A 25,178-nucleotide genomic window follows, 5' to 3' on the forward strand; every position below is an offset into this window, starting at 1 on the left:
TCTGTGGACAACCAACAGTGGGAGCCTGCCCTGCAGGCGATTTATCAGAGCCAGATAGCATCCCACAGCGGGTAGTCGCGCAAGGACTTTACCAGCCCAGCCCTCAGCGGATTCGCAACCACATAGCGTGCCATTGCAATCAAATCCTCTTCTTTCCTCAACGCGTGATCGTGAAAACCGCGCTGCCAGTTTCTATCCAGCTGCCGGTCTTGTCGTTTGAGCGCCTTACTGGTCTGTGATTTCACTTTCTGCACGATGGCTGAAAGTTCGGCGCCCTTTCGTATTTGCATCAGCCATTGAACATGATCAGGCATCACCACATAGCTCAGAGTTTCAGCTGATCGGCTTGAATGCATCAGCGCTCTCACAAACGCACGCCCCCGCTGCAAGTCAGAAAATATTGGCTGCCGCTGAAAGCAGTTGGCGGTAATCAGATATATACGGTTCGGCTCGCTGAATTGGCCGAAACGCAACCGGTGACTTTCGGGAGAGCTGTTCATCTTCCTTGAGTCGCCTGCAAGGCAGGCTCCCACACTGGCACCAACAGTTGTAGGAGCCTGCCCTGCAGGCGATTAATTACTGTGATTGTGCTTCGCGCTTCAGATAATCCAACTTGCGTGTGTAGGCATTAACCGTAGCCGGGTTATTCGCCAGGGAAAATGCCGCCCTGAAGCTCTCTCGGGAATCCTCAACTTCACCCAAGCGGAAGTTGGTCAGTCCCATCAGGAAATGAAAGCGGTGGTCATCCTCGTACTTCCACAGGGCACGGCGTAGCTGTTTTTTTGCCTGCTGATATTCGCCGTGCTCGTAGGCGTTGCGTGCCTGATAGAAGAGATAATAGGGATTGCGCTCGCGGTGATATTTCGCCCGCTGGGCGTAATGCTGGGCCAGTTCTTCACGACCACTGCGGCGGTAGAGACGCTCGAGGTTACTGATAGCCACCAGGTTGCCTGCGTTTAACGCCAATGCCTGGCGATAACTCTGCTCCGCTTCATATTGGTATTCAAAGCGGCTGTACAGAGCGCCGAGATTAGACCAGAGGTCACTGTCGCCGGGACGCAATTCCAACGCCTTGCGCAGATGCAGGAACGCCTGCGCGCGCTCGCCCTGCTGCATCAATTCGATTCCGCGATTACTGTAATACTGCGCAAAGGCGGCGATATCAGAGAGTTTGTACTGATCATAAATAGGGTCGTAGGCGGCAAGATTGAAATCCACCACCCGACGACCACGCGCACTTTCCGACACCATATTAATGTGGCGGTACACCACGAAAGTCTGCGCTTCGTCGTGGCCCCATACCGGCGGCACATCCACCTGATTGAAATACGCATCGGCACCCAGCTCGCGCGCCATGGCCACCATCATCAGCGTAAAGGCGAGGCAATTGCCGCGCTGCTGGCGATAGGTTTCCATCGCCGACAGGGTACTGCCCTCATCGTATTCGACGTGAAACTCGCGTCGCTCAAACGCGCGGGTCAGCGCCGCGAGCCGCTGGCGGGGACTGTCATCGGGGGCCACCGACGCCAGATAGACGCGCATTTCCGGCGTCAGCGCCAGCAGATCCTCATTGGGCAGGCCGGCCGTGTCGACAGGCTGACCGAGTATTACCGCGCCGCTCAGGGCGGATTGGATATTAATGTCTGCACTCCCGCTCGGCGGAGTGCTGGCGCAGGCAGTCAAGAAACACAGCAGAAGTATCAAGATCGGGGTTTTCATCATTATTTTCCCCTGTGGACCAAATTCTATACAGGATTTACCACTAAATGGGCCCGGTGTGAATACCCCCACGGCAAATCATACGGTTTCAACTGCAACGATTCGCCTGCCTATCAGACAACTGTTACACTTCTCGGGTTTTACTTGGAAGCTCTGGGCACAGTCCGCAATCCACTCGGGTGCGTTAACCAATGTGTTGGCTATCATCGCTCGAGACACCGGCTGACCGAGGTTCCCCATAACAATTACAGACAGAGGAACTTCTATGTCTTCTAATGTCGCGGACGTCACCACGACGGCCACTACTGCCGGCTCGGGCGAATTGCTCGGCCACCCCAAAGGGCTCTATATCTGTTTTGCGACCGAGCTCTGGGAGCGCTTCTCCTTCTATGGCATGAAGTATCTGCTCCTGCTCTACCTCACCAAGTATCACCTGTTTACCGATAGTGCCGGCTATGACGTGCTCGGCGCCTACGCCGGTCTCGTATACGCGCTGCCGCTGATCGGCGGCCTGCTGGCCGACCGCTACCTGGGTATGCGCAAGGCGGTACTGTTTGGCGGTATCCTGCTATGCCTCGGACACCTGCTGATGGCAGTGGAGGGCCACCAGGCCATTTCCTACGCGGCGGGCACCGTTCTCAGCGAAGCCATCACCCTGAATGACGGCACTGTGATTGCGGCCGGCACCACGCTGGCCAGCGATGTGGTGATTCAGGATGTGGTCGCCCTGAAGGTGTTCTTCATGGCGCTGGCATTGATCACCGTCGGTGTCGGCTTCCTGAAGCCGAACATCTCTACCATCGTCGGTCAGCTCTACAGCAAGAATGACCCGCGTCGCGACGCCGGTTTCACCATTTTCTATATGGGTATCAATATCGGTTCCTTTATCGCCACCCTGCTGTGCGGCTGGCTCGGGGAAACCTACGGTTGGGGCTACGGCTTCGGCCTCGCCGGTATCGGCATGGTGGTTGGCCTGATTACCTTCCTGTGGGGACAGAAGTACCTGGACGGCCTGGCCGAGCCGAGCCGCCCGGAAGTCTTGAAGGAGAAGGCTGTTGGCCCGATCAACAAGGAGTGGGCCGTGTACCTGGGCGGTATCGCCTCCCTGGCACTGGTCTGGTTCCTGGTGCAGAGCGAGCCGGTGGTACACCTGGCGCAAAACAGCCTGCTGATCGTCGCCATCGTCGGCCTGATCCTGTTCTCCATGCTGCACCAGGACAGCAAGGGCAAGGACATGATCGCCATCGGCATGGCCGCAGTGACCGCGGCGCTGGGCCTGATCTGGGCCTTCACCGACGTCGATGTCTGGCTGGGCGCCATGTTGCTGGGCCTGGTGGCCTTTATCGGCTACGGCTTCACCCGCCACTACAGCGAAGAGTTCTCCCGCACCGTGGTGCTGATGGTGCTGATCACGTCCACCATCGTGTTCTGGGCGCTGTTTGAGCAGTCCGCCGGCTCCATGACCCTGTATGCTGACCGCGTACTGGACCGCACCGTCGGCGACGGCGAGATCCGCGCATCCATGTTCGGCTCCCTGAATGCCGGCTTTATCATGCTGCTGGCCATTCCGTTCGCCGCCCTGTGGGTTTGGCTGGGCAAGCGCGGCTGGGAACCCAGCACGCCGGTCAAGTTCGGCCTCGGCATCATCCAGGCTGGCCTGGGCTTCGGCGCCCTGGTACTCGGCGCGGCCTTCCCGACCGAAGCCGGCAAAGTGGCAATGATCTGGCTGGTACTGGCCTACCTGCTGCACACCACTGGTGAGCTGTGCCTCTCACCGGTAGGCCTGTCCGCGGTGACCAAGCTGTCCATCGGCAAGGTGGTCAGCGTGAGCATGGGCACCTGGTTCCTGGCGACCGCCCTGTCCGAAACCGTGGCCACACGCATCGGCAAGATGGCTGCGGTGCCTCAGGACGGCGCTACCGATCTCGCCTCTACCCTGACCACCTACACCAGCCTCTACGAGTACCTGATGTGGTGGGGCCTGGGCGTCGGCGCGCTGATGATCATCATCTCGCCGCTGCTGAAGAAAGGCATGTGCGGCATCCGTTAATCGCGGATACCCAAAACGCAAAAAGGCCGCTGCGCAAACAGCGGCCTTTTTTATTTTTGTGGGAGCCTGCCCTGCAGGGCAGGCTCCCCCAGGCGAGTCCCGCGCCTCGATCATTATCCCAAAAGTAATCCGGCATTCAGCCAGATAAAGCGCAGCCCGATCACACACAGCAGACCGGCGAAACAGTTCTTCAGCAGCTGCGGTGACAACCGGTGAGCCAGGTTGGCACCGAAGCGGGCGAAGGGGGTACTGGCCAGCACAATGCCGAAAAATGCCGGCCAGTAGATATAACCGCTGCTCCACTGTGGCAGCAGTTCGTCGTCCCACCCCTGCACTGTAAAGCTGATGGCGCCGGCTACCGCGATCGGCAGACCACAGGCCGCAGAGGTGGCCACGGCGCGCTGCATCTGTACGTGACAGCGGGACAGGAAGGGTACTGTCAGCGAGCCACCGCCGATACCAAAGATTGCCGAGGCCCAGCCGATAAGCCCGCCGACACCAGTGAGAACCGGCGCTGCGGGAAGCCTGCCGCCGTCCTCCGGCAGCTGTCCGTGGCGCCGCCCTGCCAGCCACATCCTCACGGCAATCACCAGCGCGAAAATTCCGATCAACAGCTGCAGCCATGAGCCCGGCAGTAAGTGGGCGGTCACACCGCCGAGCCAGGACCCCAGCAATATACCCGGCGTCATGGACAGAAAGGTGGACCAGTCCACCGCGCCTTTCAGATGGTGAGTGCGGATAGAGCTGAGGGAAGTGATGACGATGGTGGCCAGCGAAGTTGCCACCGCCATATGGGTGAGGATTTCCGGTGCAATGCCCATGGCGGTGAACACCAGCACCAGTGCCGGCACTATGATCAGCCCCCCGCCAACACCAAATAGACCGGCGATGGTGCCGGCGGCGGCGCCGACCAGCAGGTAAATCAGCAGAGTTTCCATGCCCCCTCCCTCGAATGCTGCCGAATTGGACAATACTCCCTGTGGGAGCCAGCCCTGCTGGCGATATTAGAAGTGTTCAGTAGCGCGGCAGCTATCGCCTGCAGGGCAGGCTCCCACAGTGCGGACCGTTACTTAGCAGTCCCGCTTGTCGATCTGCAACCAGTCGAACCCCTGCTGCTGGCAGGCGAAAATACAGTTCGCAACGCGCTCGGCCGCGTCCGCCAGTGCCTCGCGGGCCAACGCTACGCTGTTGTTCTTTTCGCTGATATGGGCGACCACCAGGTGCTGCAACTGATCGCAGCCGACCCGCTGCAGAAAACCCGCGGCCTGCTGATTGCTCAGATGCCCGTAGGCTCCACCAACGCGGCGTTTCAGGGAGGGGGGATACGGCCCCTGGGCCAACATCTGCGGATCGTGGTTGGCCTCCAGCAACAGGGCGTCACAGTCGCCGAAAAATTCTTCGACATGGGGCGTTACGGTGCCGAGGTCGGTCAGCAATCCCAGACTGCTGCCTCGACTGCGGAACACGAACTGTGCGGCTTCACGGGCATCGTGGGGAACAGCCACCGGTGTGACGTGGATGTCCGCCACCGAAAACGGCTGGTGCCCCTCGATCAAGTGCAGCCTGGGCAATTTGCCGATATCGCGCGCGCGCAAGGTGCCGGGTGTCATGTAGACCGGCACCCCATACTTGCGCGCCAGCGGCGCCACCCCGGACAGGTGGTCGCTGTGCTCGTGGGTTACCAGGATCGCGGACAGGTCAGAGGGCGAAAGACCGAGCCGCGCCATACGCCGCTCGGTTTCCTTAATGGTAAAGCCGCAGTCCACCAGCAGGCAGTGGTCGCCGCTGGCGACCAGGGTGCCGTTGCCTTTGCTGCCGCTTCCCAGTGAGGCGAAGCGCAGGGCCATTGCCGGGCCCTTAAATCAGGTTCTGGCGGATGGCCAGCAGCAGTTGTGAAGCCTTGGCGCGGGACAACGGCTGGCCGCGGGTATTGCGCACCCTTACCTCGATCACGTCGTCGCCGCCGCGCAGCACTACCAGGTAGCCCGGGTACTCTGCCGCGGGTGCGCCACCGACACCGGGAATACCGGTAAACAGCGCCGGTTGGGCATCGCTGGTGGTGTCGATATTGGCCAGAATCTGCTGCAGGGTCACGCCCTCGGCGGCCTTGGCCTGCTTGTCCTCGCCCTTGCCGCCCCAGGAAAACCAGCCGCCCTCTTCTTCGGTAAGTTCGCGATTCTCGTCATAGGTGACATAGAAGATACCCATATCGGCATCTTCCCGGTGCAGACGGTAGGCCCCGGCATTGACGGCATGGGCCACTGTCGCCCAGGCGCGGTCCATTGCCAGTCCCATGGAGATATAGGGTTCGCGACCGGCCGGCTCCTGCACCTGGACCTTTATCGAAGTGCCGCCGATGGCCTGGGCCACCAGGGAAGCAGCGGCTCCGGTAGATTCTGCCGCGAGCGCAGACGACATCTCGTCGATCATCCAGCCCTCGCGCTCGGGATTGCTGGACTGTTCCGGCCAGTTAACGCTGGCAGTTGTCGGAGCCGAAGCCGGCAGCGAAAAGTGGCGCACGTGCACTTCGGTGGTGTCCGGCTGCACGCCCGACTCGATGCGCAGCTGGTATTTGTCTTTGACTTGCGGTGTTTCGTTAAAGGTGAGCCAGGTAGTCTCCATGATGCCCGCGCTGGCATCGGACGTTTCCAGTCGCAATCCGGACGTGCGCAGGAAGTAGTGCAGCTGCGGCCAGACTTCGGCCGGCGGCTGACTAACCAATACCCAGCGGCGGTTGCCCAGCTTCTGGATCTTGACCCTGTCCAGGCCCACATTGACCGACAGCGCCTGCGGGCGCGGCACCTCAAACTCGCTCTCGGCGAGCTGGTCACCGGCAATCTGCGGGACTTCGTACAGCTCCTCCTGGTGCTTGGCGGTTACACCGGCGGGCATCTGCAGCGGCGGCAGGCTGTCCGCGCGCTGGTAGTCGTTGCTGCGGTCGCGGAAATAGCCCTCTTTGCCGAACATGCCACAACCAGTCAGTGTGATACTGGCGATACAGAGTGCGGCTCCAGCGGTCAATCTTGTCATTATTGGGTTCCTAATTAGTCGTCGGTTCGCAGCGTCAGAGTACGCCTGCGCTGCGCAGTGCTTCGCGCACAGTGGCATGGTGTTCCGGGGAGAGGCTCGTGAGCGGCAGGCGGATACCACCGTCAATGCGCCCCATTTCCCGCAGTGCCCACTTCACCGGTATCGGGTTGGACTCCACAAACAGCACTTTGTGCAATATGCGGATGCGTTGATCGATCGCCCGTGCCGTCTCGGCGTCGCCGCGCAGTGCCGCCTCGCACATCTGCGCTACCGCAGCCGGCGCGACGTTGGCCGTCACACTGATATCGCCGTGACCGCCCATCAGCATCAGCTCCATCGCCGTGGCATCGTCACCGGAGTAGATGGCGAACTCTTTCGGCAGGGTTTCCAACAGCACCCGGGCGCGCTCCAGGTCACCGGTAGCCTCTTTGATGCCGACGATATTGTTGATCGCCGCCAGGCGCTGCACCGTCTCCGGCAGCATGTCCACGGCGGTGCGGCCCGGTACATTGTAGAGAATCTGGGGAATGTCCACGGCCTTGGCGACTGTCCGGTAGTGCTGGTACAGGCCTTCCTGGGTGGGCTTGTTGTAGTAAGGGGTGACCAGCAGGCAGGCATCGGCGCCGCATTTGGCGGCGTTTTCCGTCAGCTCGATCGCCTCGGTGGTGGAGTTTGCACCGGTACCGGCGATTACCGGGATGCGTCCGGCTACCTGGTCCACCACACGGCGGATCACTTCCAGGTGCTCGTTGACGTCGAGAGTGGCGGACTCACCGGTAGTGCCGACGGCGACCAGGGCCCGGGTGCCCTGCTCTATGTGCCATTCCACCAGGTTGTGCAGGCTGTCCCAGTCCAGGCTGCCATCTGCATACATTGGGGTAGCTAGCGCCACCATACTGCCGGTAAACATCCTTACTCCTTAACTATTGCACTTGGCCCGGGGGAAACACGCCGAAAAAAGAAACCGGTATGTTACTTAGGGCGCAGGATCTATGCCAGCGGCCAGGGCCTGATAATTCGGGAATCTATGGCCCTACTTCGCCGCTTTTCTGCGCTTCTTTTTCTTCTTGCGCACGCCTTCATAGACGTTGGGCGCCCCTTCCGGGCGGGTCTTGAAGCGGCGATGCACCCACATATACTGGTCCGGGTTCTCGCGCATGCGCGCCTCTACAAACTGATTGACCAGCACCGCGTCCTGCAGTTCGTCGCCGGACGGGATTTCCTCGATCGGCGGATAGACCTTGACCCGGTAGCCGGATCCGTCCTCGAGACGCGTCACCGTGTAGGGCACTACGAGCGCGCGCCCGACGCGGGCGAAGCGCGAGGTTCCCGTCACCGTTGCCGCCGGCACGCCGAACAGCGGTGCGAACACCCCCTGCTTGATGCCGTAGTCCTGGTCCGGCGCATACCAGACAGCGCGACCGCGCTGCAGCGCCCGCAGCATCCCGCGAACGTCCTTGCGCTGAAAGACTTCCGAATCCTCGCCGTGACGCTCGCGCCCCTTGCGCTGCATATAGTCATAGACCGGGTTCTTGTGCGGCCGGTACATGCCGTCGATCCTGTGGCACAGCGACATTAGCTGGGCACCGATCTCCAGCGTGGTGAAATGCATCGCCAGCAGCACCACCCCCTGGCCGCGGGACTGAGGCTCCTGCAGGTGTTCGAGGCCCTCGATGGTAAAGCGCTTGCGCAGCCAGCGGCTCGATCGGAACCAGGCCATGCCGGTTTCCATCAGCGCAATACCGTTGGAGTCGAAGTTGCGTCGCAGCAGCTCGGCCCGCGCCTCATCGCTCAGCTCGGGGAAGCACAGCGCCAGGTTGCGCTCGGCAATGGTCCGGCGACTCGGCGCCAGGCGCAGCATCAGGCGGCCCAGGGCGCGCCCGATGCCCAGTTGCCAGCGATAGGGCAGCTGGGCGACGAGGAACCAGAGCGCAAACAATAACCAGGTAAGCCAGTAGCGCGGGTGCAGCAGCGCCGCACGGAATCGGGGTTTTTCCATTGGATGTTGTTATCTGACCCGGGATTCAGGGCGCCGGGCGAGTTGGTCGAAAGCGGCGCATTATAGCGGAAGAAGGCGGGGACTGGGACGCAAGTGCGACAGGCGCCCCCGCGCTTCGATGCGCGGCGCGCCCGGGCATCACGAATCAGTGGCGCAGAAGGGTATCCAGCTCGTCGACCGCCTCACACCAGTCGGAATCATCCAGGATTGCCTCCTCCAGGAACTCGCGCTGTCCGTCGGACCAGAATGGCGCCTTGGACAGCTTTTCATCGCCCTGCAGATGGTGACGCGCCAGGAACTCGTCGATGGCAGCATCCTCCGAGGCCAGCCCCAGCTGGGCGAAGAGATCATTGAGGCTGTGATATCCGGTGGTTTCCATGGTTGCTCCCCGCTTGTGCGCTTGCCGTTCGGGCCGGCAAGCGAAAACCTATTCCATCAGTATAGATTGACGGGCCGGCAGCACTCAGGGAGCCGGATTGGGATTTGCCCCATGCACAGTCTCGATTGCGGCCAGTTGATCATCCGTCAAATTCACCTCTGCACTGGCGATGTTGCTGCGCAGCTGCTCCATCGTGGTCGCGCCGATGATATTTGAGGTCACGAACGGCTGCCGATTGACGAAGGCCAATGCCATCTGTGCGGGGTCCAGCCCGAACTCGCGCGCCAGCGCCACGTAGGCCTCGGTTGCCACTACCGCGCGCGGGCCGGTGTAGCGCTGGAAGCGCTCGTACAACGTCAGGCGTGCACCGTCGGGCTTGCTGCCGCCCAGGTATTTGCCGGACAGCACGCCGAAGCCGAGCGGCGAGTAGGCCAGCAGTCCGCACTGCTCGCGGATGGCCATCTCGGCACAGCCGATCTCGAAGGTGCGGTTCAGCAGGCTGTAGGGGTTCTGGATGGATGCTATGCGCGGCTTGTTGCCGTGCGCTGCCAGGCGCAAGTACCGGTGCATGCCCCAGGGGGTCTCGTTGGAGATCCCGATATGGCGCACCTTGCCGGCCTTTACCAGCTCGTCCAGCGCATCCAGGGTCTCGGCGATGGCGATGCCGTCGTCATCGCCGTGCTCGTAGCCGAGGCGGCCGAAGAAATTGGTCTGGCGCTCGGGCCAGTGCACCTGGTAGAGATCGATATAGTCGGTGCGCAGCCGCTGCAGGGAGCTGTCACAGGCCTCGAGTATCTGTGCGCGATTCAGGCGCGGGCCGCCGCGGACATGGCCGATCCCGGAGTTGGCTTCGCCGCGGCCGGTGACCTTGGTGGCGAGTACGAACTTGTCGCGATTGCCGCGCGCCGCCAGCCAGTTGCCGATATACGCCTCGGTGCGCCCCTGGGTCTCGGGCCGCGGCGGTACCGGGTACATCTCGGCGCAGTCGATAAAGTTCACCCCGTGATCCAGCGCGTAGTCCAGCTGCTCGAAAGCCTCCGCTTCCGTGTTCTGCTCACCGTAGGTCATGGTGCCGAGACAGATCAGGCTGACATTGAGATCGGTGGTGCCGAGCTGGCGGTATTCCATGGAGAAGCTCCTGCATCAAAGGGAGGATTATGCAGGCTTGGAGGGAGGAGTTGTAGGAGCAGCCTCGCGGCTAGCTAAATTCGGAGCGGCGTGAGGGTTAGAGCGCTTTTAGATAGTCATGGGGCGGCCCTGGTGCCGGGGGCGCTCGCTCAACAGCCTTATCGGCAATTGTTTCGCGAGCGCCCCCGGCACCAGGGCCTTCACTTCCGGGATCGGAAGCAGCAGATTATTTGAAATCCGCTTCGACTACCGGGCTGGTGTCCGCGTCGTAATCGACACCGTCGATACCGAAACCGAACAGCTTCAGGAAGTCCTGCTGATAGCCTTTGTAGTCGGTCAGGTCGAACAGGTTTTCCTCGGTCACTTCCGGCCACAGTTTCTCGATCTTGGCCTGGGTCTCCGGACGCAGTTCCTTGTCGTCCATGCGGAAACGGTTGGTGTCGTCCAGGCGCGGCGTATCGGTGTAGAGACCCTCGGTGTACAGGCGGTACAGCTGTTCGATACAGCCCTCGTGGGTGCCCTCTTCCTTCATCACCTTGTAGACGAGGGAGATATACAGCGGCATCACCGGGATCGCGGAGCTGGACTGGGTCACCAGTGCTTTCAGTACCGCCACATTGGCGTCGGCCTTGCCGCTGTCGCTGATCGCCTTGGCGGCGCGGTCCAGGTCTTCCTTCGCCTTGCCGATGGTGGCGTGGCCGTAGATCGGCCAGGTCAGCTTCTCGCCGATATAGGTGTAGGCAACGGTCTTGCAGCCGTCGGCCAGTACACCGGCCTGGTTCAGGGCATCCAGCCACAGTTCCCAGTCCTCACCGCCCATCACCTTGACGGTCGCGGCGATTTCTTCCTCGTTCGCCGGGTCGACGGAAATATCGGAGATTTCCAGCTTGTCGGTGTTCAGGTTCTTGGCGGTGTAGGACTTGCCGATCGGCTTCAGTACGGAACTGTACAGCTCCCCGGTCTTGGGGTCGGTGCGGCGCGGCGAGGCCAGGCTGTAAATCACCAGGTCGACCTTGCCCATGTCCTCTTTGATCATCTCAATGGCTTTGGCCTTGATCTCGTCGGAGAAGGCATCGCCGTTGATGCTCTTGGCGTAGAGACCGGCCTTATGCGCCTCTTCCTCGAACGCCGCGGAGTTGTAGTAGCCGGCGGAGGCGGTGCGCTTGTCGGTCGGCGGCTTCTCGAAGAAAACGCCCAGGGTCTTGGCACCGCAGCCGAAGGCAGCAGTGATGCGCGAGGCCAGGCCGTATCCGGTGGAGGCGCCCACCACCAGCACGTTCTTGGGGCCGTGCTCGATGGCCGGCTGGGATTTGATGAATTCAATCTGCTCGCGCACATTGGCGGCACAGCCCTGCGGGTGGGCGTTGGTGCAGATAAAACCGCGTACTTTCGGCTGGATAATCATGCCAGTCAGTCTCCCTCTTTCTCTGGGAATCGTGGTTGTTCGGTCACAAATTCGTCGGCGACGAATCTGGACGCCGTAGGCGACCGCCATGGATGGCGGGAGTGCAGATTTTGCAGGAGCGAAAATCTGCCGCCCGCCGGGCGAGCGCATCGACGCGCGAGTCACTTTGGTCACGCATTCTAATGGCAGATGCGCCCGAGTCCCATAGCGGCGGCCACAAGCTGGCGGAATCTCTGTCCAGAATATCCCCATACCCGGCCAAAGCGGCCACATCGACGGCATTCGCCCTATCCGGGGGCGACAGCCCTGCCACGGTGCGAGGTTGTATGGCACGACTGCGTCAATCTGGCGCCGATTTCACGGCGATCGGCGACATTTGTGTAACTTCGCGTTGGCACGCTGTATGCAATTCCATTGGTGGGATGGCGAGGAAACCGACAGAAAGTGCCGCTTTCGAGCCGTTCCGATGGGCGCGCAGGACAGCGCGGCCCGTTACTCGGCCCCGCACTTCAACCGGCGGGGCGTCACCAACCAAGGCAGGTAAGCGCCTTCAACTCAGGCAAGGTAGAGAGGTAAGCATGAAATACTACTCACGTCATTTCGTAAAACCCGGCGATCTCAACCCGGCACAACGACTGTTCGGTGGTCAGCTCCTGGCGTGGATAGACGAGGAGGCGGCGATCTTCGCCGGCTGCCAGATGGGCACGCCGATGGTGGTCACCAAGCTGATGTCGGAAATCGATTTCGTCAGCTCGGCCTTCTGCGGCGACGTGGTGGAGTTCGGCTTCGAGGTGGTGGCCATCGGCCGCACATCCCTGACAGTGCACTGTGAAGTGCGCAACAAGCAGACCCGCGAGCTGATTATTCAGGTGGAGCGCATCGTGTTCGTGGCCCTGGATGCACAGGGCAAACCGGCGCCGCACAAGAAAGCCGGCATGTCACTGGAGGAAGCACGCCTGGCCACACAGCGCGAGCGGGAGCTGCGGGAGCAGCGACTGGCCAGCTGATGTCTCTTAACTCTCGGGCTCCGCGCGGAGCCCGATCCCTTCGACGGCAGTATAATCACTCCTTTCCTGTACACGGCCACTGTCACCGTCATCCCTGTTTGATCTGAGATTCACCCCCAATGGCTGGGCAGTACCGGCCCTCGCCGATATCGACCTGGTGAATCTGCCCCGGGAAGAGATGAATCTCTTCCGGCAGTCCAAATAATTGAGCGGCCCGGTCGGCGGGTCATAACAACTCCCAAGAAGTAGACACTATGATTTTTCTACGCCGCTACGGCTTCCATATCGGACTGCTGACTGTCTTTGCCCTCACCTGGGCCTGGGCCGCCTGGCAACCGCTGCACCCGGACGACTGGCTGCTGGAAAATTACCTGGTGTTTATCGCGGTACCCATCGTGCTGCTGACCGCCCGCGCCTTCCGCCTGTCGAATATTTCCTATGCACTGATCACGCTGTTTATGTGTCTGCATGTGATCGGCTCGCACTACACCTATGCCGAGGTGCCCTTCGGCGCGACGCTGCAACAGTGGGTCGGCGCGGAGCGCAATATGTACGACCGCCTGGTGCATTTCTGCTTCGGCCTGCTGCTCGCCTATCCGGTGCGCGAGGTACTGATTCGCCTGGCCGGCCTGCGCGGCTTCTGGGCCTATTTCTTTCCCGTCGATGTCACCTTCGCGCTGTCCTCCATTTACGAGATCATCGAGTGGCAGGCGGCGGATCGGGTATCCCCGGAACTCGGCCTCGCGTTTCTCGGCAGCCAGGGCGACATCTGGGATGCGCAGAAAGATATGCTGCTGGCGGGTACCGGTGCCATTGTCGCGATGCTAATCGTGTTGCTGGCCAACCTGTGGCTGAATTCGCGAGCCTGGCAGGAGATCCGCAATAGCCTGCGCGTCCCCGGCGATGACCGCATCCTCGGCGAGGTGCGGCTCCGGGAGTGGTTGCGCAGGAGAGCGGGAAGGCAAGCTGCAAGGCTAGAAGAAAGGCGCGCTCGCCGCACGGCCGATGCCGAGCGTTAACCGGAAATGTAATTGAGCGGCAGCTGTGTGGTCTGCTTCATGGTTTCCATCACGAAGCTGGAGCTGACATCGAACAGATCCGCCTTGATCAGCTCCTTGTACAGGCGGTCGTAACCCGGCATATCGGTCACCACCGCCTTGATCAGGTAGTCCAGGTCGCCGCTCATGCGGTGCACCTCCAGGATCTCGGCGATACCTTGCACCACCTGGCTGAACTGCGCCGCCCACTGATCGTTGTGCTGGTTGGTGCGAATCGCGATATAAACCGTCAACGGCAGGTTGACCTTGTCCTGGTTCAGCAGCGTGACCCGCTCGCGGATTACGCCCTCTTCCTCCAATTTGTGGATTCGGCGCCAGCAGGCAGATTTTGAGATACCCACCCGCTCGGCAATGTCACCCACCGACAGGGTCGCGTCCCGCTGCAATAGCTCCAGTATCTGCCGGTCCTGCCGGCTTATCTTCGCCGCCACTGCCCCCACCCCCGTTTGATCGCGTCACCTGGCGTTCCCATTAGCATACCTTCAGTGAATAATCGTTCCGAGATTTAAGCATAAAAGAAACGATAGCTCGAAAAAAGCGACAGGCCCGACTCAGACAGAGACATTGTTTCGCTCCCAAGCCCCTACAGTATGCGCCTCGAACAAGCGTAGAGAAGTAGGGTATGAACGCACTAATAAATACGATTCGCGCATCGGTCATCGGGGATCTGCAGCCGGTCGAGACTCCCTTCGGCCGCAAGCCGCTGGTCTATGCCGATTACACCGCTTCCGGACGTGCGCTGGGCTTTATCGAAGACCATATCCGCACGCAGGTGCTGCCCTACTACGCCAACACCCACACCGAGACTTCCTATACCGGCGCCCAGACCACCGCCCTGCGCGAGCAGGCGCGCGACGAGATCCGCCGCGCGGTCAATGCCGGTGCCGACGACAAGGTGATCTTCTGCGGCGCCGGCGCCACTGCCGCGGTGCACAAACTGATCGATATCCTCAATCTGCGTCTGCCCGCAGACCTGGACCGCCGCTATCGGCTACAGGAGAAGATTCCACCCCAGGAGCGGCCGGTGGTGTTTATCGGTCCCTACGAGCACCACTCCAACGAGCTGCCGTGGCGGGAGAGCATCGCCGAGCTGGTCTGTATTCCGCTGGACAAAAACGGCATGCTGGATACGGAAGTTCTGGAAACCCAACTGCGCGCCTACGCCGACCGGCCACTGAAAATCGGCAGTTTTTCCGCCGCCTCTAACGTCACCGGCATCAAGACCGACGTGGATGCGGTCGCACGCCTGCTGCACCAATACGGCGCCCTGTCTTTCTGGGATTACGCCGCCGCCGCACCCTATGTCGCCATTGATATGACGGGTACAAAAACGGCGGAGGGCGACAGCAGTAAGGACGCCGTGTTTATTTCCCCGCATAAATTTATCGGTGGGCCCGGCACGCCGGGCATTCTCGTCGTCAAACAACAGGTATTGAACAATTCCGTGCCGGCAGTGCCCGGCGGCGGCACCGTGCTCTACGTGACGCCGGAGGACCACCGCTACCTGACCAACGCGGAGCGCAGCGAAGAGGGCGGCACGCCCGCGATTGTCGAGTCCATTCGCGCCGGGCTGGTCTTCAAGTTGCAGCAGGCGGTCGGCACCGACGAAATCGAAAAACGTGAGGCGGATTTCGTGCGCCGTGCGCTGGCGCGCTGGTCCAAGTGCGAGAATATCGAGATCCTCGGCAATCCGCAGGCGCCGCGCCTGTCCATTACTTCACTGCGCATCAAGTGGCGCGGCGACGATCTCCACTACGGCTTTGTCGTGGCGCTGCTGAACGACCTGTTCGGCATTCAGGCCCGCGGTGGCTGCTCCTGTGCCGGCCCCTACGGCCACGCACTGCTGGGCATGGATATGGACTACAGCAAGGCGCTGGAAGCCCAGTTGCTCGAAGGCTTTATGGTGTTGCGGCCGGGCTGGGTGCGCCTGAATTTCAATTACTTTATCGACGAAGAGACGTTCGAGTACCTGGTGCGCGCGGTGGAGCTGGTCGCGGAGCACGGCTGGAGACTGCTGCCCTACTACCGCTTCGACGGGTCACACGGTGTCTGGCGCTTCCAGGACATCAAGACCAGGCCCGCCGCCAGTCTGGCCGAGCTGGATTTCCACCAGCTCACGTTACCGGTCGAACCCACAGAAACCGACCCGGCCGACATCTCCCTGCGTGTGCAGCTGGCCGTGGCGGAACGGGAACTCTGCCGCGACAGACGCGATGCGGTGCGCTATAGCCTGGAACTGCCGGCGGAGGCGGAACAGCTGCGCTGGTTCGTGGCACCGCAGGAGGTAACGCGGGCGCAGGCACGTTAACGCGATCGCCGTAACCAACGGCTATCGCAGCTCCGGCGGGGTGGTATGCCTGATGGCCGCCATCCCGTCGAAAATCCAAGCATAAAACCACGAATAATTAATCTGGATGCCCCATGCTGTTGCGACAACTGTTCGATAACACTTCCTGTACCTTTACCTACCTGATCGCCGATGGCCCGGGCGGCCAGGCCCTGCTCATCGACCCGGTACTGGAAAAGCTGGAAACCTACCTGCGGTTATTCGACGAACTCGAACTCACCCTGGCCTACGCCATCGATACCCATGTACATGCGGACCACATTTCCGCATTGGGGAAACTGCGTGAATTTACCGGCTGTGAAACGGTGCACGGTGAGCGCTCACTCGCCCGCGGCATTAGCAGAAAGGTCGGCGACGGCGACTGGCTCCACCTGCAGCAGGTAAAACTGCAGGCCATCTACACGCCCGGCCACACCGATGACTCCTACTGTTTCCGGCTGCCGGCGAAGCCCGCCGACCTGCTGTTTACCGGCGACACACTGCTGATTCGCGGCACCGGCCGCACCGACTTCCAGCAGGGAGATGCCGAGGCGCAATACCGCAGCCTGATGGACAGAGTCTTGTGTTTCGATGACGACACTGTCGTCTACCCGGGCCACGATTACCGCGGTATGACCTCCAGCACCATCGGCGAGGAACGCCGGCACAACCCGAGACTCCAGGTCAGTGACCAGCGCGAATACGCGCAGCTTATGGGAGCACTAAAACTGGACAGGCCCGAGCACATGGATATTGCCGTGCCGGCCAACCTGAACGGCGGACTGCTGCGGGAAGCCGGATAACCGAGCCGCTGGTCGAGCGCCGCTCGACTAGCCGTGTACCTCGGATGGCCTGCCGTCGACTGCCTTGTCCGGCCGATAGAGGGTACCGAACAGCCAGTCGCCGATCGGGTAAGTGATATTGAAGTTGTACTTTTGCATCAGGCGCGGGTCGTGGTGCTGGGTATGCAGCCGGCGCAGCGCCGCCATGCCCGGTAAGCGACCAATCCAGGAATCCTCGCGCAGATGGTAGGCGAAGTGCAGCAGCTCGTAATTCAGGAAGTAGGCAAAGACGGCGGCCACATAGAGCCAGGCCACATTGACACCGAGCAGCCAATGCACCAGCAGCGCCGACGGTACCACCGTTAGCAACAGAAAGAACACTACCAGTACCGGAGGAAACAGCACCGCATGGAAATCGCGGCTGCCGTCAAAGGCCATGGCGTCGTGGCGAAAGAAGCGGTGATGGCGCAGGGTGTGACGCTGGTAGACACCACCGAGCCATTTGCGCCGGTGGTGCATCGGTCCTCGGTGCCCCCAGTATTCCATCAGATTGGTGTAGATAAAGGCGATGGGTACCGTTAGCCACTGATACCAGGTCGGCTCGCGAAGCTGTAACAGACTGCAGGCAATCACGGCGAGACTAGCGCTGACGGTAAAGGCCAGGTGCAACCAGCCGTTGTACCCGGCTCCGATAAACTCCGCCCGATAGCGCTGGCGGTATTCACTGAGGTTTTTATTGTTTTCCATCCGCGGCACTCATTCACAATAGTGATTGGTGGAGCCGCTGGAGCCCTCCTGCGGACACATCCCTAAAAACCTCTCGATATGCCACCCGCAAAACCGCCGGCAGGCTCCGGCAAGCGTAAGAAGCCTATCTTAACAGCAGCAGCGGTTGCTGAGTGCTCAGCAACATTTTCGCGGTAATACTGCCCAACAGCAGATCCCGCAGGCGGTTGTGGCTAAAAGCTCCCATCACGGTCAGATCGATATCGTGCTGTGCCTGGTAGGCGGTCAGCGCCTCGACGGTCTTGCCCTCGAGACGGCTTGCGGTCACCGCCAGGCCGGCATCGTCCAGCACCGCACTGGCTTCAGCCAGCAGTCCCTCTGCCGCTTCGGCGGGGCCGACAAAAACCAGGTGGCAGGAAAGCTGGCGGAACAGCGGGCTCCCGGCGACGAGTGCCAGCGCCTTGCGCGCCGCCTCGCTGCCGTCGTAGGCGAGCATGATGCGCTGCGGCGGCTGGAAATCCCGGTTCACCACCAGAATCGGCTTGTGCAGGGAGCGCACCACCGTTTCCAGTTGAGTACCCAGGCCCTGTTCTGAATCCTCACCGCGAATGCCCAATACCAGCACGCGAATACTGTCTTCCAGTTCGATCAGGGATTCGCTCAGACTGTCGTGGCGCTGGCAGGTGGCGACCTGCTCTACTCCTGCCTGCTCGGCGCGCTCCCGGGCCGCCTGCAACATCAGCTTGCCCTGCTCCACCATCAGGCGCGAACGCTGCTGCTCCAGCGCGGTCAGTTCTTCCAGCAGCTCTTCCTGGCTCCCCAGGCCGATACTGCCGGTGAGGTCGGCTACCGCCGGTACATTGCCGCGCTCGATATTGTGCAGGAGTTTCAGTGGCGCCGAGATTTTGACGGCAATCCAGGCCGCGTAGTCGCACACCGCACTGGTGTAACGGGAACCGTCGATACAGGACAGCACCAGCGGCCGCTGGCTGTGTCCGTTGACTTCTTTATTGTTATTGGCACTGCTAGTGACGGTCATCAGTGTCCTCCAAGGACTCTCTCGATTTCTTCCGGTTTATCGTGCACACCGAAGCGGTCGACAATGGTCTCGCTGGCCTCATTCAGGCCAATCAATTCTACCTGCGCACCTTCGCGGCGGAACTTGATCACCGCCTTGTCCAGCGCGTGCACCGCGGAAACATCCCAGAAATGAGCGCGGCTCAGGTCAATCACAACTTTATCCACCACTTCCCTGAAATCAAAGGCGGCGACAAACTTGTCGGCGGAGTTGAAGAATACCTGCCCTACGACTTTATAGGTGCGGCAGCTCTCGGCCTCGTCCAGCTCCCTGGTCACATACATAAAGTGACTCACTTTGTTAGCGAAGAACAGCGACGCCAGCAGCACACCGACAAATACACCATAGGCCAGGTTGTGGGTCCACACTACCACAACCACCGTGGCCAGCATCACCAGATTGGTGGACAGCGGCAGGCGCTTGAGATTCCGAATGGACTCCCAGTTAAAGGTGCCGATGGACACCATGATCATCACCGCCACCAGCGCGGCCATCGGAATCACCGCGACCCAGTCACTCAGGAACACCACCAGTGTCAGCAGGCCAACCCCCGCCACCAGCGTGGAGAGGCGACCGCGACCACCGGATTTCACGTTGATGACCGACTGACCGATCATCGCGCAGCCGGCCATGCCGCCCATCGCGCCGGCGGCAATATTGGCAACGCCCTGCCCCTTGCACTCACGGTTCTTGTCGCTCGGCGTGTCGGTGAGGTCGTCGACGATGGTGGCCGTCATCAGGGATTCCAACAGGCCCACGACCGCCAGGCCGGCGGAATAGGGGAAGATGATTTGCAGGGTCTCGAAGTTCAGCGGCACATCCGGCCACAGGAAGATCGGCAAAGTGTCCGGCAACTCGCCCATATCGCCCACGGTGCGGATATCCAGCCCCATAGTCACCGCCACTGCGGTCAGCAGCAGGATACATACCAGCGGCGACGGCACCGTCTTGCCGATCACCGGAATGTACGGGAACAGGTAGATAATGCCGAGCCCGGCCGCGGTCATCGCGTACACCTGCCAACTGCCGCCGATCAATTCCGGCATCTGCGCCATAAAGATCAGAATCGCCAGCGCATTCACGAAACCCGTCACCACCGCACGGGAGACAAAGCTCATCAGGCTGCCCAGCTTCAGGTAGCCGGCGATGATCTGCAGCACGCCGGTCAGCAATGTCGCCGCCAGCAGGTATTGCAGGCCGTGCTCCTTGACCAGTGTCACCATCAGCAGCGCCATGGCGCCGGTGGCGGCGGAGATCATGCCCGGACGACCGCCGACGAAGGCAATTACGACGGCAATACAGAAGGAGGCATAGAGACCGACTCGCGGGTCAACGCCGGCAATGATGGAGAAGGCGATGGCTTCTGGAATCAGCGCCAGGGCCACCACCAGGCCGGCCAGTACGTCGCGGCGGATATTGCCGAACCAGTCGGCTTTGGTTGAGGAGAGCAACATAGGAAGCAAATACGGAATTGGTCAAAAAAAGGCCGCGCACTCTACCACAAATGGCCCCCGACCCGCATTTCCCGCACAGGTCAGCAGCGCGGCTGTAATGGCGCCAAATGGAGCCTGTGTCCGCCGCCGCCAGGGGCGGACAGCGGACACCTGCAGCGGACACCTGCCAGGCTGTCCGCTGCCCCACAAAAATAAAAAAATCCAATTATTTCAATAAGTTGCAAAAACCTTAAAAACTGGCACAGCCCTTGCTCTAGTACCGGACAGGAAGGGACAAGGCCCGTCTTTCAGGCCCTGCATCCAAATTCGACTGCCGGCGCGTCACAACTTTCATAAGCACAGCGCCGGATACAAGAACTTAAAAAGAAACGCTGTACAGGAACATCGGCAATGATCAGAGACACCTCGGGGCAGGACGTACAAATCGCCGCAGTACCGCCGTGGAAAAACCCCAGAATACTGAAAATCGGCGGTGCCGTACTGGCGACCCTCGCCTTCCTCGCCTGGGGTATCAGCGCCTGGCGCGCCACCGGCTCGGTGGACAGCACCCTGTCGCTGTCGCGCATCAACGTCGCCCAGGTGGAGCGCGGCGATCTGGTCCGCGACCTGGTTGTTCAGGGTAAGGTAGTGGCCGCCAACAGCCCCACTCTGTATAGCCCGGCCCAGGGTATCGTCAAGTTCACCGTCAAGGCCGGTGACAATGTCGAGCGGGGCCAGCTGCTCGCCGAAGTGGATAGCCCGGAACTGTCCAATCAGCTGGCACAGGAGCAAGCCCTGCTCAACAAGCTGACCGTCGAACTGCAGCGCCAGAAGATCCAGGCCAAACGCCAGCAACTGGAAAACCAGCAGAAGGCCGACCTGGCCAAGGTCAATCTCACCGCCGCCCGCCGCGAACAGAAGCGCGCGGAATTATCCATGGAAAAGCAGATCATCTCCCAGCTGGACTTCGAAAAGACCGGCGACGATCTGGCGCGCGCACAGCTGGAATACGAACAGGCAGTGCAGAACGCCGAGCTGGAAAAAGAATCTCTCGCCTTTGAAACCCAGACCCTGGAACTGCAGGTCTCCCAGCAAAAACTGCAGGTCACGGACCTGGAACGCCGGGTGCGCGACCTGAAGATTCTGTCGCCGGTAAACGGCACCATCGGCAGCCTGGCCGTGGCCCAGCGCAGCGCCATACCGGCCAACGCCCCCCTGATCACCGTGGTCGACCTGACCAGTTTCGAGCTGGAAGCGGCGGTGCCGGAGAACTACGCCGACGACCTGGGACTGGCGATGGCAGTGGAAATCAACCTCGGCGGCAAGAAGCTGCCCGGTGAGATCACCGCGATATCCCCCGAAGTCATCGGTAACCAGGTACAGGCACGCGTACGTTTCACCGACGGACAGCCACAAAACCTGCGCCAGAACCTGCGCCTGACCGCGCGCATCCTGCTGGAAAACCGCAACGACGTAATGCTGGTCAAGCGCGGCTCCTTCCTCGACCAGAGTGGCGGCCGCTACGCATTTCGCCTCAATGAAGAGCAGCAGGCGGAGCGAGTGCCCATCCAGATTGGCGCACTCGGCTTGAGCCAGGTGGAAATCGTCTCGGGCCTGAAGGAAGGCGACCGCATTATCGTCTCGGCCGCCGAGGAACTGGAAAACGCACAACTGGTTGCACTCAAGCAATAAGTCACAGTTTTTAATCGAACAACATTCAACGAAAAATCAGAGTCAAAACAAAAGGGAAATTCGTCATGCTGAAAATGCACAATATCCGCAAGAGTTATCGCACCGATACCATAGAAACCCACGCGCTGCGCGATTTCAGCCTGCAAGTGAATGAAGGCGAATTCGTTTCCGTCACCGGCCCCAGTGGCTCGGGTAAGACCACCTTCCTGAATATCGCCGGCCTGCTGGAAACCCCGACCGGCGGCCAGTACCTGCTGGATGGCGAGGATGTCAGCAGCCTGAATGACCGCGACCGCTCGCGCCTGCGCAATGAAAAGATCGGCTTTATTTTCCAGGGCTTCAACCTGATCCCGGACCTGAACCTGTTCGATAACATCGACGTACCGTTGCGCTACCGCGGCTTCAACGCCAAGGAGCGCAAGAAGCGGATCGAGAAAGTACTGGAACAGGTGGGCCTGTCTGCACGTGCCAAGCATCTGCCGGCGCAGCTTTCCGGCGGCCAGCAGCAGCGCGTTGCCATCGCCCGCGCACTCGCCGGCGAACCGCGCTTCCTGCTCGCTGACGAACCGACCGGTAACCTCGATTCACTGATGGCCCGCCAGGTGATGGAGTTGCTGGAATTCATCAACGAGTGGGGCACCACCATCGTCATGGTCACCCACGATCCGGATCTGGCGCGCCGCGCGCACCGCAATATCCAGATTGTCGACGGCCAGGTTTCCGATCTGCAGCACGGCACCATCGGCGCCGCCCGTGAAATCGCCTGAGGGAGACTGACATGATCGGTTACTACATTTCCCTGGCGATGCGCAGCCTGCGCGGCACGCCGATACTGAGCACGCTGATGATCGCGGCCATCGCCGTCGGTGTCGGCGCATGTATGACGGTTCTGACCCTGAACTACATGATGTCGCAGAATGCGCTGGCCCATAAGGACGACGTGCTCTATGCGGTGCAGCTGGACGGCTGGGATCCGAACGAAGCGGCGGACACACCTAATGAGCTGCCGTGGCAGCTGACTTACCAGGACGCGACCGCGCTGCTGCGCTCGGATATTCCGACGCGCCAGGTTGCCATGCACCGTTTTGGCTTTACTGTCACGCTGGACGAGTCGGAGATGCGCCCGTTTACCGCCGAGGCCCGCATCACCACGGCGGACTTCTTCGGCCTGTTTGACGTGCCTTTCCTGTTTGGCGGCACCTGGGACGCGGCTGCGGATTTGTCTCCGGTGCAACAGGTGGTGCTGTCCAAAGCCACCAACGACAAGGTCTTCGGTGGAGAAATCAGTGTCGGCAAGACTATCAACCTGAACGGCGAACCCTTCACCGTGGTCGGGATCATCGATCACTGGGATCCATCCCCAAAGGTTTATGACCTGAACAACAGTCCCTTCGCCGAGAGTGAGGAAATCTACATACCGTTTGGTCTGCACCGCAAGTTCGAAATTTTCAGCTGGGGCAACACCAACGGTTGGTCCCATTCGAACGAAGAGGGTTACGAGGGATTCCTGCAGGGCGAGAGTGTCTGGATTCAATACTGGGTAGAGCTCGACTCAGCGGCACAGAAAGAAAAATACGAGGAGTTCCTGACCGGGCATATTCGCCAGCAGAAGGAGCAGGGCCGCTTCCAGCGCCCACTGAAATTTGCCCTGTCCAAGCCGTCCGAGTGGCTGGTGCTGAACGAAGTCCTGCGCGACGACAACCGCGTGCTCGGCTGGCTGTCGCTGGCCTTCCTGCTGGTCTGCGTCGTCAATGCGGTAGCGCTGCTACTCGCCAAGTTTTTGCGCAAGGCACCGGAGGCCGGCGTGCGCCGCGCACTGGGCGCCAGTCGCAACGCAATTTTTATCCAGCACCTGATCGAGAGCAGCTGTATCGGCGTGCTCGGCGGCCTGCTGGGTATTCTGCTGTCGCTGCTGGGACTCGGCGGTGTACGCCAGCTGGCCATGGGTAAGATCGACCAGATCGCCTCCATGGACTGGCTGATGGTACTCGCCGCAATCGGACTGGCGGTGCTGGCCAGCCTGCTGGCGGGCCTCTATCCGGCCTGGCGTATCAGCCGTACCAATCCCTCCATCTACCTGAAAACCCAGTGAGGACAGCGCCATGTTTGAATTGAAACCCATGTTGTCCGCCCTGTGGCGCAACAAGATTTCCGCACTGCTGATCGCGGTGCAGCTGGCACTGACGCTGGCGATCGTCAGCAACGCCACCGTGATTGTGCAGGACCGCCTGGAGAAAATGGCGCGGCCGACTGGCATAGCAGTCAGCGACATCATCTCCGTCACCTTTATGCCGGTGCCGGTAAATTACGATATGGCCGGCGCCGTTGCCGCGGACCTGGAATTACTGCGCAATATGCCGGGTGTCGTGGATGCAACCGTAACCAACCAGATCCCCCTGTCCGGATCCGGTTCGGCCAGCACCTATTTCACCGAGCCGAACCAGGAAATCGGCGGCGAGAACGCCAACTACTACCAGACCGATGAACACTTCATCGACACCCTGGGACTGAACCTGGTGGCCGGGCGCAATTTCACGCGCGCCGACTTCGATGTGATCGGTCCCAATGATACCTACGAACCGCGCGTCGCCATCATCACGCAGAAATTTGCCGACGTGATGTTTCCCGGCGAAGACGCCGTGGGCAAATACTTCTACAGCGGCGGCGACGGCGAACCGCGCGAGATCATCGGCGTGGTGGAGCGGCATCTGGGCGCCTGGCCCAGCTGGTCGAAGGCTGGCCAGGTGGCGTTCTATCCACTGCTGGTGACCGGCAATCACAAGCGCTACCTGATCCGCACCGAACCGGGCCAGCGCGACACGGTGTACAAGCAGATCGAGGAGAAACTGGCCGAGCGCGACCCGCAGCGAGTTATCCACCTGGATACTCTGTCCAAGAGAATGGCGCAGAGCTATATCAGTGACAATGTCATGGTGAAGGTCTTGTCTGCGGTGATGACACTGCTGACCTTTATCGTTGCCCTCGGCATTATCGGCCTGACAATTTTCTGGATTAACCAACGCAACAAGCAGATCGGTGTGCGCCGCGCTCTTGGCGCCACCCGCGCAAATATCAGCCGCTACTTCCTGGTGGAAAATACCCTGATTGCCGGCGCCGGCCTTGCGATCGGCATGGCGGCGGCGCAGGTGATCAATCACTTTATGGTGAACCAGTTCAGCCAGCCCGTCCTGTCGATACCGACATTGCTGGTCTGCGCGTTAATACTGCTCGGCGTCAGCGTAACTGCTGCCCTGGTTCCTGCCATTCGCGCGGCCAATATATCCCCGGCCATGGCCACCAGAAGCGTCTAAACGCTGTTTACTTCCAAAAAGTGCAAAAAGTAAGGGGGGGCGGATCCCCCCTTTT

General features: G+C 60.8%; 23 protein-coding genes. 9 read left to right on the plus strand and 14 right to left on the minus strand.

The window, feature by feature from the left end:
• Nucleotides 1–44: 44 nt before the first annotated feature.
• A complete protein-coding gene (locus BUC36_RS11315) occupies nt 45–500 on the minus strand; it encodes an REP-associated tyrosine transposase (protein ID WP_073275200.1) in 456 nt (151 codons plus the stop codon).
• Between the two features lie 76 nt (nt 501–576).
• The gene (locus BUC36_RS11320) at nt 577–1,719 is read right to left on the minus strand and encodes a transglutaminase domain-containing protein (protein ID WP_073275202.1); all 1,143 of its coding nucleotides are present in this window, start codon (nt 1,717–1,719) and stop codon (nt 577–579) included.
• Between the two features lie 265 nt (nt 1,720–1,984).
• Between BUC36_RS11320 and BUC36_RS11325 the strand changes: the two genes are divergently transcribed.
• Nucleotides 1,985–3,769, plus strand: a complete 1,785-nt coding sequence (locus tag BUC36_RS11325; RefSeq protein WP_073275204.1) for a peptide MFS transporter — start codon at nt 1,985–1,987, stop codon at nt 3,767–3,769.
• A 113-nt stretch (nt 3,770–3,882) separates the two neighbouring features.
• Here the strand turns inward: BUC36_RS11325 and BUC36_RS11330 are convergent, their stop codons facing one another.
• The 8 genes from BUC36_RS11330 to fabV form a co-directional block, all read right to left on the minus strand.
• A complete protein-coding gene (locus BUC36_RS11330) occupies nt 3,883–4,707 on the minus strand; it encodes a sulfite exporter TauE/SafE family protein (RefSeq protein ID WP_073275206.1) in 825 nt (274 codons plus the stop codon).
• A gap of 132 nt (nt 4,708–4,839) precedes the next feature.
• A complete protein-coding gene (locus BUC36_RS11335) occupies nt 4,840–5,616 on the minus strand; it encodes an MBL fold metallo-hydrolase (protein ID WP_073275208.1) in 777 nt (258 codons plus the stop codon).
• 10 nt (nt 5,617–5,626) lie between these two features.
• Nucleotides 5,627–6,799 (minus strand): outer membrane protein assembly factor BamC, encoded by a 1,173-nt coding sequence (bamC, locus tag BUC36_RS11340; RefSeq protein ID WP_073275210.1) that lies wholly within the window; start codon nt 6,797–6,799, stop codon nt 5,627–5,629.
• Nucleotides 6,800–6,833: 34 nt separating this feature from the next.
• On the minus strand, nt 6,834–7,709 hold the full coding sequence (gene dapA / locus BUC36_RS11345; protein WP_073275212.1) for a 4-hydroxy-tetrahydrodipicolinate synthase: 876 nt from the start codon (nt 7,707–7,709) through the stop codon (nt 6,834–6,836).
• Nucleotides 7,710–7,832: 123 nt separating this feature from the next.
• The gene (gene lpxL, locus BUC36_RS11350) at nt 7,833–8,798 is read right to left on the minus strand and encodes an LpxL/LpxP family Kdo(2)-lipid IV(A) lauroyl/palmitoleoyl acyltransferase (RefSeq protein ID WP_073275214.1); all 966 of its coding nucleotides are present in this window, start codon (nt 8,796–8,798) and stop codon (nt 7,833–7,835) included.
• 145 nt (nt 8,799–8,943) lie between these two features.
• Complete coding sequence (locus tag BUC36_RS11355) at nt 8,944–9,177, minus strand: DUF2789 domain-containing protein (protein WP_073275216.1); 234 nt, start codon at nt 9,175–9,177, stop codon at nt 8,944–8,946.
• An 84-nt stretch (nt 9,178–9,261) separates the two neighbouring features.
• Nucleotides 9,262–10,305 (minus strand): NADP(H)-dependent aldo-keto reductase, encoded by a 1,044-nt coding sequence (locus BUC36_RS11360; RefSeq protein WP_073275218.1) that lies wholly within the window; start codon nt 10,303–10,305, stop codon nt 9,262–9,264.
• Nucleotides 10,306–10,531: 226 nt separating this feature from the next.
• Nucleotides 10,532–11,710, minus strand: coding sequence for an enoyl-ACP reductase FabV (fabV, locus tag BUC36_RS11365; protein WP_073275220.1), 1,179 nt, complete (start codon nt 11,708–11,710; stop codon nt 10,532–10,534).
• A 578-nt stretch (nt 11,711–12,288) separates the two neighbouring features.
• Here fabV and BUC36_RS11370 point away from each other — a divergent pair.
• Together BUC36_RS11370 and BUC36_RS11375 are read left to right on the plus strand one after the other, a co-directional pair.
• Complete coding sequence (locus BUC36_RS11370) at nt 12,289–12,717, plus strand: acyl-CoA thioesterase (protein ID WP_073275222.1); 429 nt, start codon at nt 12,289–12,291, stop codon at nt 12,715–12,717.
• Nucleotides 12,718–12,971: 254 nt separating this feature from the next.
• Entirely contained in the window at nt 12,972–13,736 is a 765-nt protein-coding gene (locus BUC36_RS11375) for a DUF2238 domain-containing protein (RefSeq protein ID WP_073275224.1), read from the plus strand.
• Here the strand turns inward: BUC36_RS11375 and BUC36_RS11380 are convergent.
• Nucleotides 13,733–14,206 carry an Lrp/AsnC family transcriptional regulator gene (locus BUC36_RS11380; protein ID WP_084535935.1) on the minus strand — a complete coding sequence of 158 codons (474 nt, stop codon included), beginning with the start codon at nt 14,204–14,206 and terminating at the stop codon, nt 13,733–13,735. The two genes, BUC36_RS11375 and BUC36_RS11380, sit on opposite strands and share 4 nt — an antisense overlap.
• A gap of 191 nt (nt 14,207–14,397) precedes the next feature.
• Here BUC36_RS11380 and BUC36_RS11385 point away from each other — a divergent pair, with 191 nt between their 5' ends.
• Together BUC36_RS11385 and BUC36_RS11390 are read left to right on the plus strand one after the other, a co-directional pair.
• Nucleotides 14,398–16,083, plus strand: a complete 1,686-nt coding sequence (locus BUC36_RS11385; RefSeq protein ID WP_073275226.1) for an aminotransferase class V-fold PLP-dependent enzyme — start codon at nt 14,398–14,400, stop codon at nt 16,081–16,083.
• A 113-nt stretch (nt 16,084–16,196) separates the two neighbouring features.
• Nucleotides 16,197–16,904: an MBL fold metallo-hydrolase gene (locus BUC36_RS11390; protein ID WP_073275228.1), complete on the plus strand. Its 708-nt coding sequence runs from the start codon at nt 16,197–16,199 to the stop codon at nt 16,902–16,904.
• A gap of 27 nt (nt 16,905–16,931) precedes the next feature.
• On the opposite strand, the gene BUC36_RS11395 is transcribed toward BUC36_RS11390, so the two are convergent.
• The 3 genes from BUC36_RS11395 to BUC36_RS11405 all read right to left on the minus strand — a co-directional run bounded on the left by BUC36_RS11395 (nt 16,932) and on the right by BUC36_RS11405 (nt 20,141).
• A complete protein-coding gene (locus tag BUC36_RS11395) occupies nt 16,932–17,630 on the minus strand; it encodes a sterol desaturase family protein (RefSeq protein ID WP_073275230.1) in 699 nt (232 codons plus the stop codon).
• A gap of 124 nt (nt 17,631–17,754) precedes the next feature.
• Entirely contained in the window at nt 17,755–18,648 is an 894-nt protein-coding gene (locus BUC36_RS11400) for a universal stress protein (RefSeq protein WP_073275232.1), read from the minus strand.
• Nucleotides 18,648–20,141: a SulP family inorganic anion transporter gene (locus tag BUC36_RS11405; RefSeq protein ID WP_073275234.1), complete on the minus strand. Its 1,494-nt coding sequence runs from the start codon at nt 20,139–20,141 to the stop codon at nt 18,648–18,650. Before BUC36_RS11405 ends, BUC36_RS11400 begins: the two co-directional genes overlap by 1 nt.
• Nucleotides 20,142–20,531: 390 nt before the next feature.
• Between BUC36_RS11405 and BUC36_RS11410 the strand changes: the two genes are divergently transcribed.
• From BUC36_RS11410 to BUC36_RS11425, 4 genes are all read left to right on the plus strand, one after another.
• Entirely contained in the window at nt 20,532–21,812 is a 1,281-nt protein-coding gene (locus BUC36_RS11410) for an efflux RND transporter periplasmic adaptor subunit (protein WP_073275236.1), read from the plus strand.
• A 65-nt stretch (nt 21,813–21,877) separates the two neighbouring features.
• The gene (locus tag BUC36_RS11415; RefSeq protein ID WP_073275237.1) at nt 21,878–22,579 is read left to right on the plus strand and encodes an ABC transporter ATP-binding protein; all 702 of its coding nucleotides are present in this window, start codon (nt 21,878–21,880) and stop codon (nt 22,577–22,579) included.
• 11 nt (nt 22,580–22,590) lie between these two features.
• Complete coding sequence (locus tag BUC36_RS11420; protein WP_073275238.1) at nt 22,591–23,904, plus strand: ABC transporter permease; 1,314 nt, start codon at nt 22,591–22,593, stop codon at nt 23,902–23,904.
• Nucleotides 23,905–23,914: 10 nt separating this feature from the next.
• The gene (locus tag BUC36_RS11425; protein WP_073275239.1) at nt 23,915–25,123 is read left to right on the plus strand and encodes an ABC transporter permease; all 1,209 of its coding nucleotides are present in this window, start codon (nt 23,915–23,917) and stop codon (nt 25,121–25,123) included.
• Nucleotides 25,124–25,178: the final 55 nt, after the last annotated feature.

The sequence above is a fragment of the Microbulbifer donghaiensis genome (assembly GCF_900129095.1).
Classification (GTDB): Bacteria; Pseudomonadota; Gammaproteobacteria; order Pseudomonadales; family Cellvibrionaceae; genus Microbulbifer; species Microbulbifer donghaiensis.

Excerpts from the sequence above, each read along its gene's own strand:
- BUC36_RS11315 (WP_073275200.1), bottom strand. The coding sequence starts at position 500 with ATGAACAGCTCTCCCGAAAGTCACCGGTTGCGTTTCGGCCAATTCAGC.
- BUC36_RS11320 (WP_073275202.1), bottom strand. The coding sequence starts at position 1,719 with ATGAAAACCCCGATCTTGATACTTCTGCTGTGTTTCTTGACTGCCTGC.
- BUC36_RS11325 (WP_073275204.1), top strand. The coding sequence starts at position 1,985 with ATGTCTTCTAATGTCGCGGACGTCACCACGACGGCCACTACTGCCGGC.
- BUC36_RS11330 (WP_073275206.1), bottom strand. The coding sequence starts at position 4,707 with ATGGAAACTCTGCTGATTTACCTGCTGGTCGGCGCCGCCGCCGGCACC.
- BUC36_RS11335 (WP_073275208.1), bottom strand. The coding sequence starts at position 5,616 with ATGGCCCTGCGCTTCGCCTCACTGGGAAGCGGCAGCAAAGGCAACGGC.
- bamC (WP_073275210.1), bottom strand. The coding sequence starts at position 6,799 with ATGACAAGATTGACCGCTGGAGCCGCACTCTGTATCGCCAGTATCACA.
- dapA (WP_073275212.1), bottom strand. The coding sequence starts at position 7,709 with ATGTTTACCGGCAGTATGGTGGCGCTAGCTACCCCAATGTATGCAGAT.
- lpxL (WP_073275214.1), bottom strand. The coding sequence starts at position 8,798 with ATGGAAAAACCCCGATTCCGTGCGGCGCTGCTGCACCCGCGCTACTGG.
- BUC36_RS11355 (WP_073275216.1), bottom strand. The coding sequence starts at position 9,177 with ATGGAAACCACCGGATATCACAGCCTCAATGATCTCTTCGCCCAGCTG.
- BUC36_RS11360 (WP_073275218.1), bottom strand. The coding sequence starts at position 10,305 with ATGGAATACCGCCAGCTCGGCACCACCGATCTCAATGTCAGCCTGATC.
- fabV (WP_073275220.1), bottom strand. The coding sequence starts at position 11,710 with ATGATTATCCAGCCGAAAGTACGCGGTTTTATCTGCACCAACGCCCAC.
- BUC36_RS11370 (WP_073275222.1), top strand. The coding sequence starts at position 12,289 with ATGAAATACTACTCACGTCATTTCGTAAAACCCGGCGATCTCAACCCG.
- BUC36_RS11375 (WP_073275224.1), top strand. The coding sequence starts at position 12,972 with ATGATTTTTCTACGCCGCTACGGCTTCCATATCGGACTGCTGACTGTC.
- BUC36_RS11385 (WP_073275226.1), top strand. The coding sequence starts at position 14,398 with ATGAACGCACTAATAAATACGATTCGCGCATCGGTCATCGGGGATCTG.
- BUC36_RS11390 (WP_073275228.1), top strand. The coding sequence starts at position 16,197 with ATGCTGTTGCGACAACTGTTCGATAACACTTCCTGTACCTTTACCTAC.
- BUC36_RS11395 (WP_073275230.1), bottom strand. The coding sequence starts at position 17,630 with ATGGAAAACAATAAAAACCTCAGTGAATACCGCCAGCGCTATCGGGCG.
- BUC36_RS11400 (WP_073275232.1), bottom strand. The coding sequence starts at position 18,648 with ATGACCGTCACTAGCAGTGCCAATAACAATAAAGAAGTCAACGGACAC.
- BUC36_RS11405 (WP_073275234.1), bottom strand. The coding sequence starts at position 20,141 with ATGTTGCTCTCCTCAACCAAAGCCGACTGGTTCGGCAATATCCGCCGC.
- BUC36_RS11410 (WP_073275236.1), top strand. The coding sequence starts at position 20,532 with ATGATCAGAGACACCTCGGGGCAGGACGTACAAATCGCCGCAGTACCG.
- BUC36_RS11415 (WP_073275237.1), top strand. The coding sequence starts at position 21,878 with ATGCTGAAAATGCACAATATCCGCAAGAGTTATCGCACCGATACCATA.
- BUC36_RS11420 (WP_073275238.1), top strand. The coding sequence starts at position 22,591 with ATGATCGGTTACTACATTTCCCTGGCGATGCGCAGCCTGCGCGGCACG.
- BUC36_RS11425 (WP_073275239.1), top strand. The coding sequence starts at position 23,915 with ATGTTTGAATTGAAACCCATGTTGTCCGCCCTGTGGCGCAACAAGATT.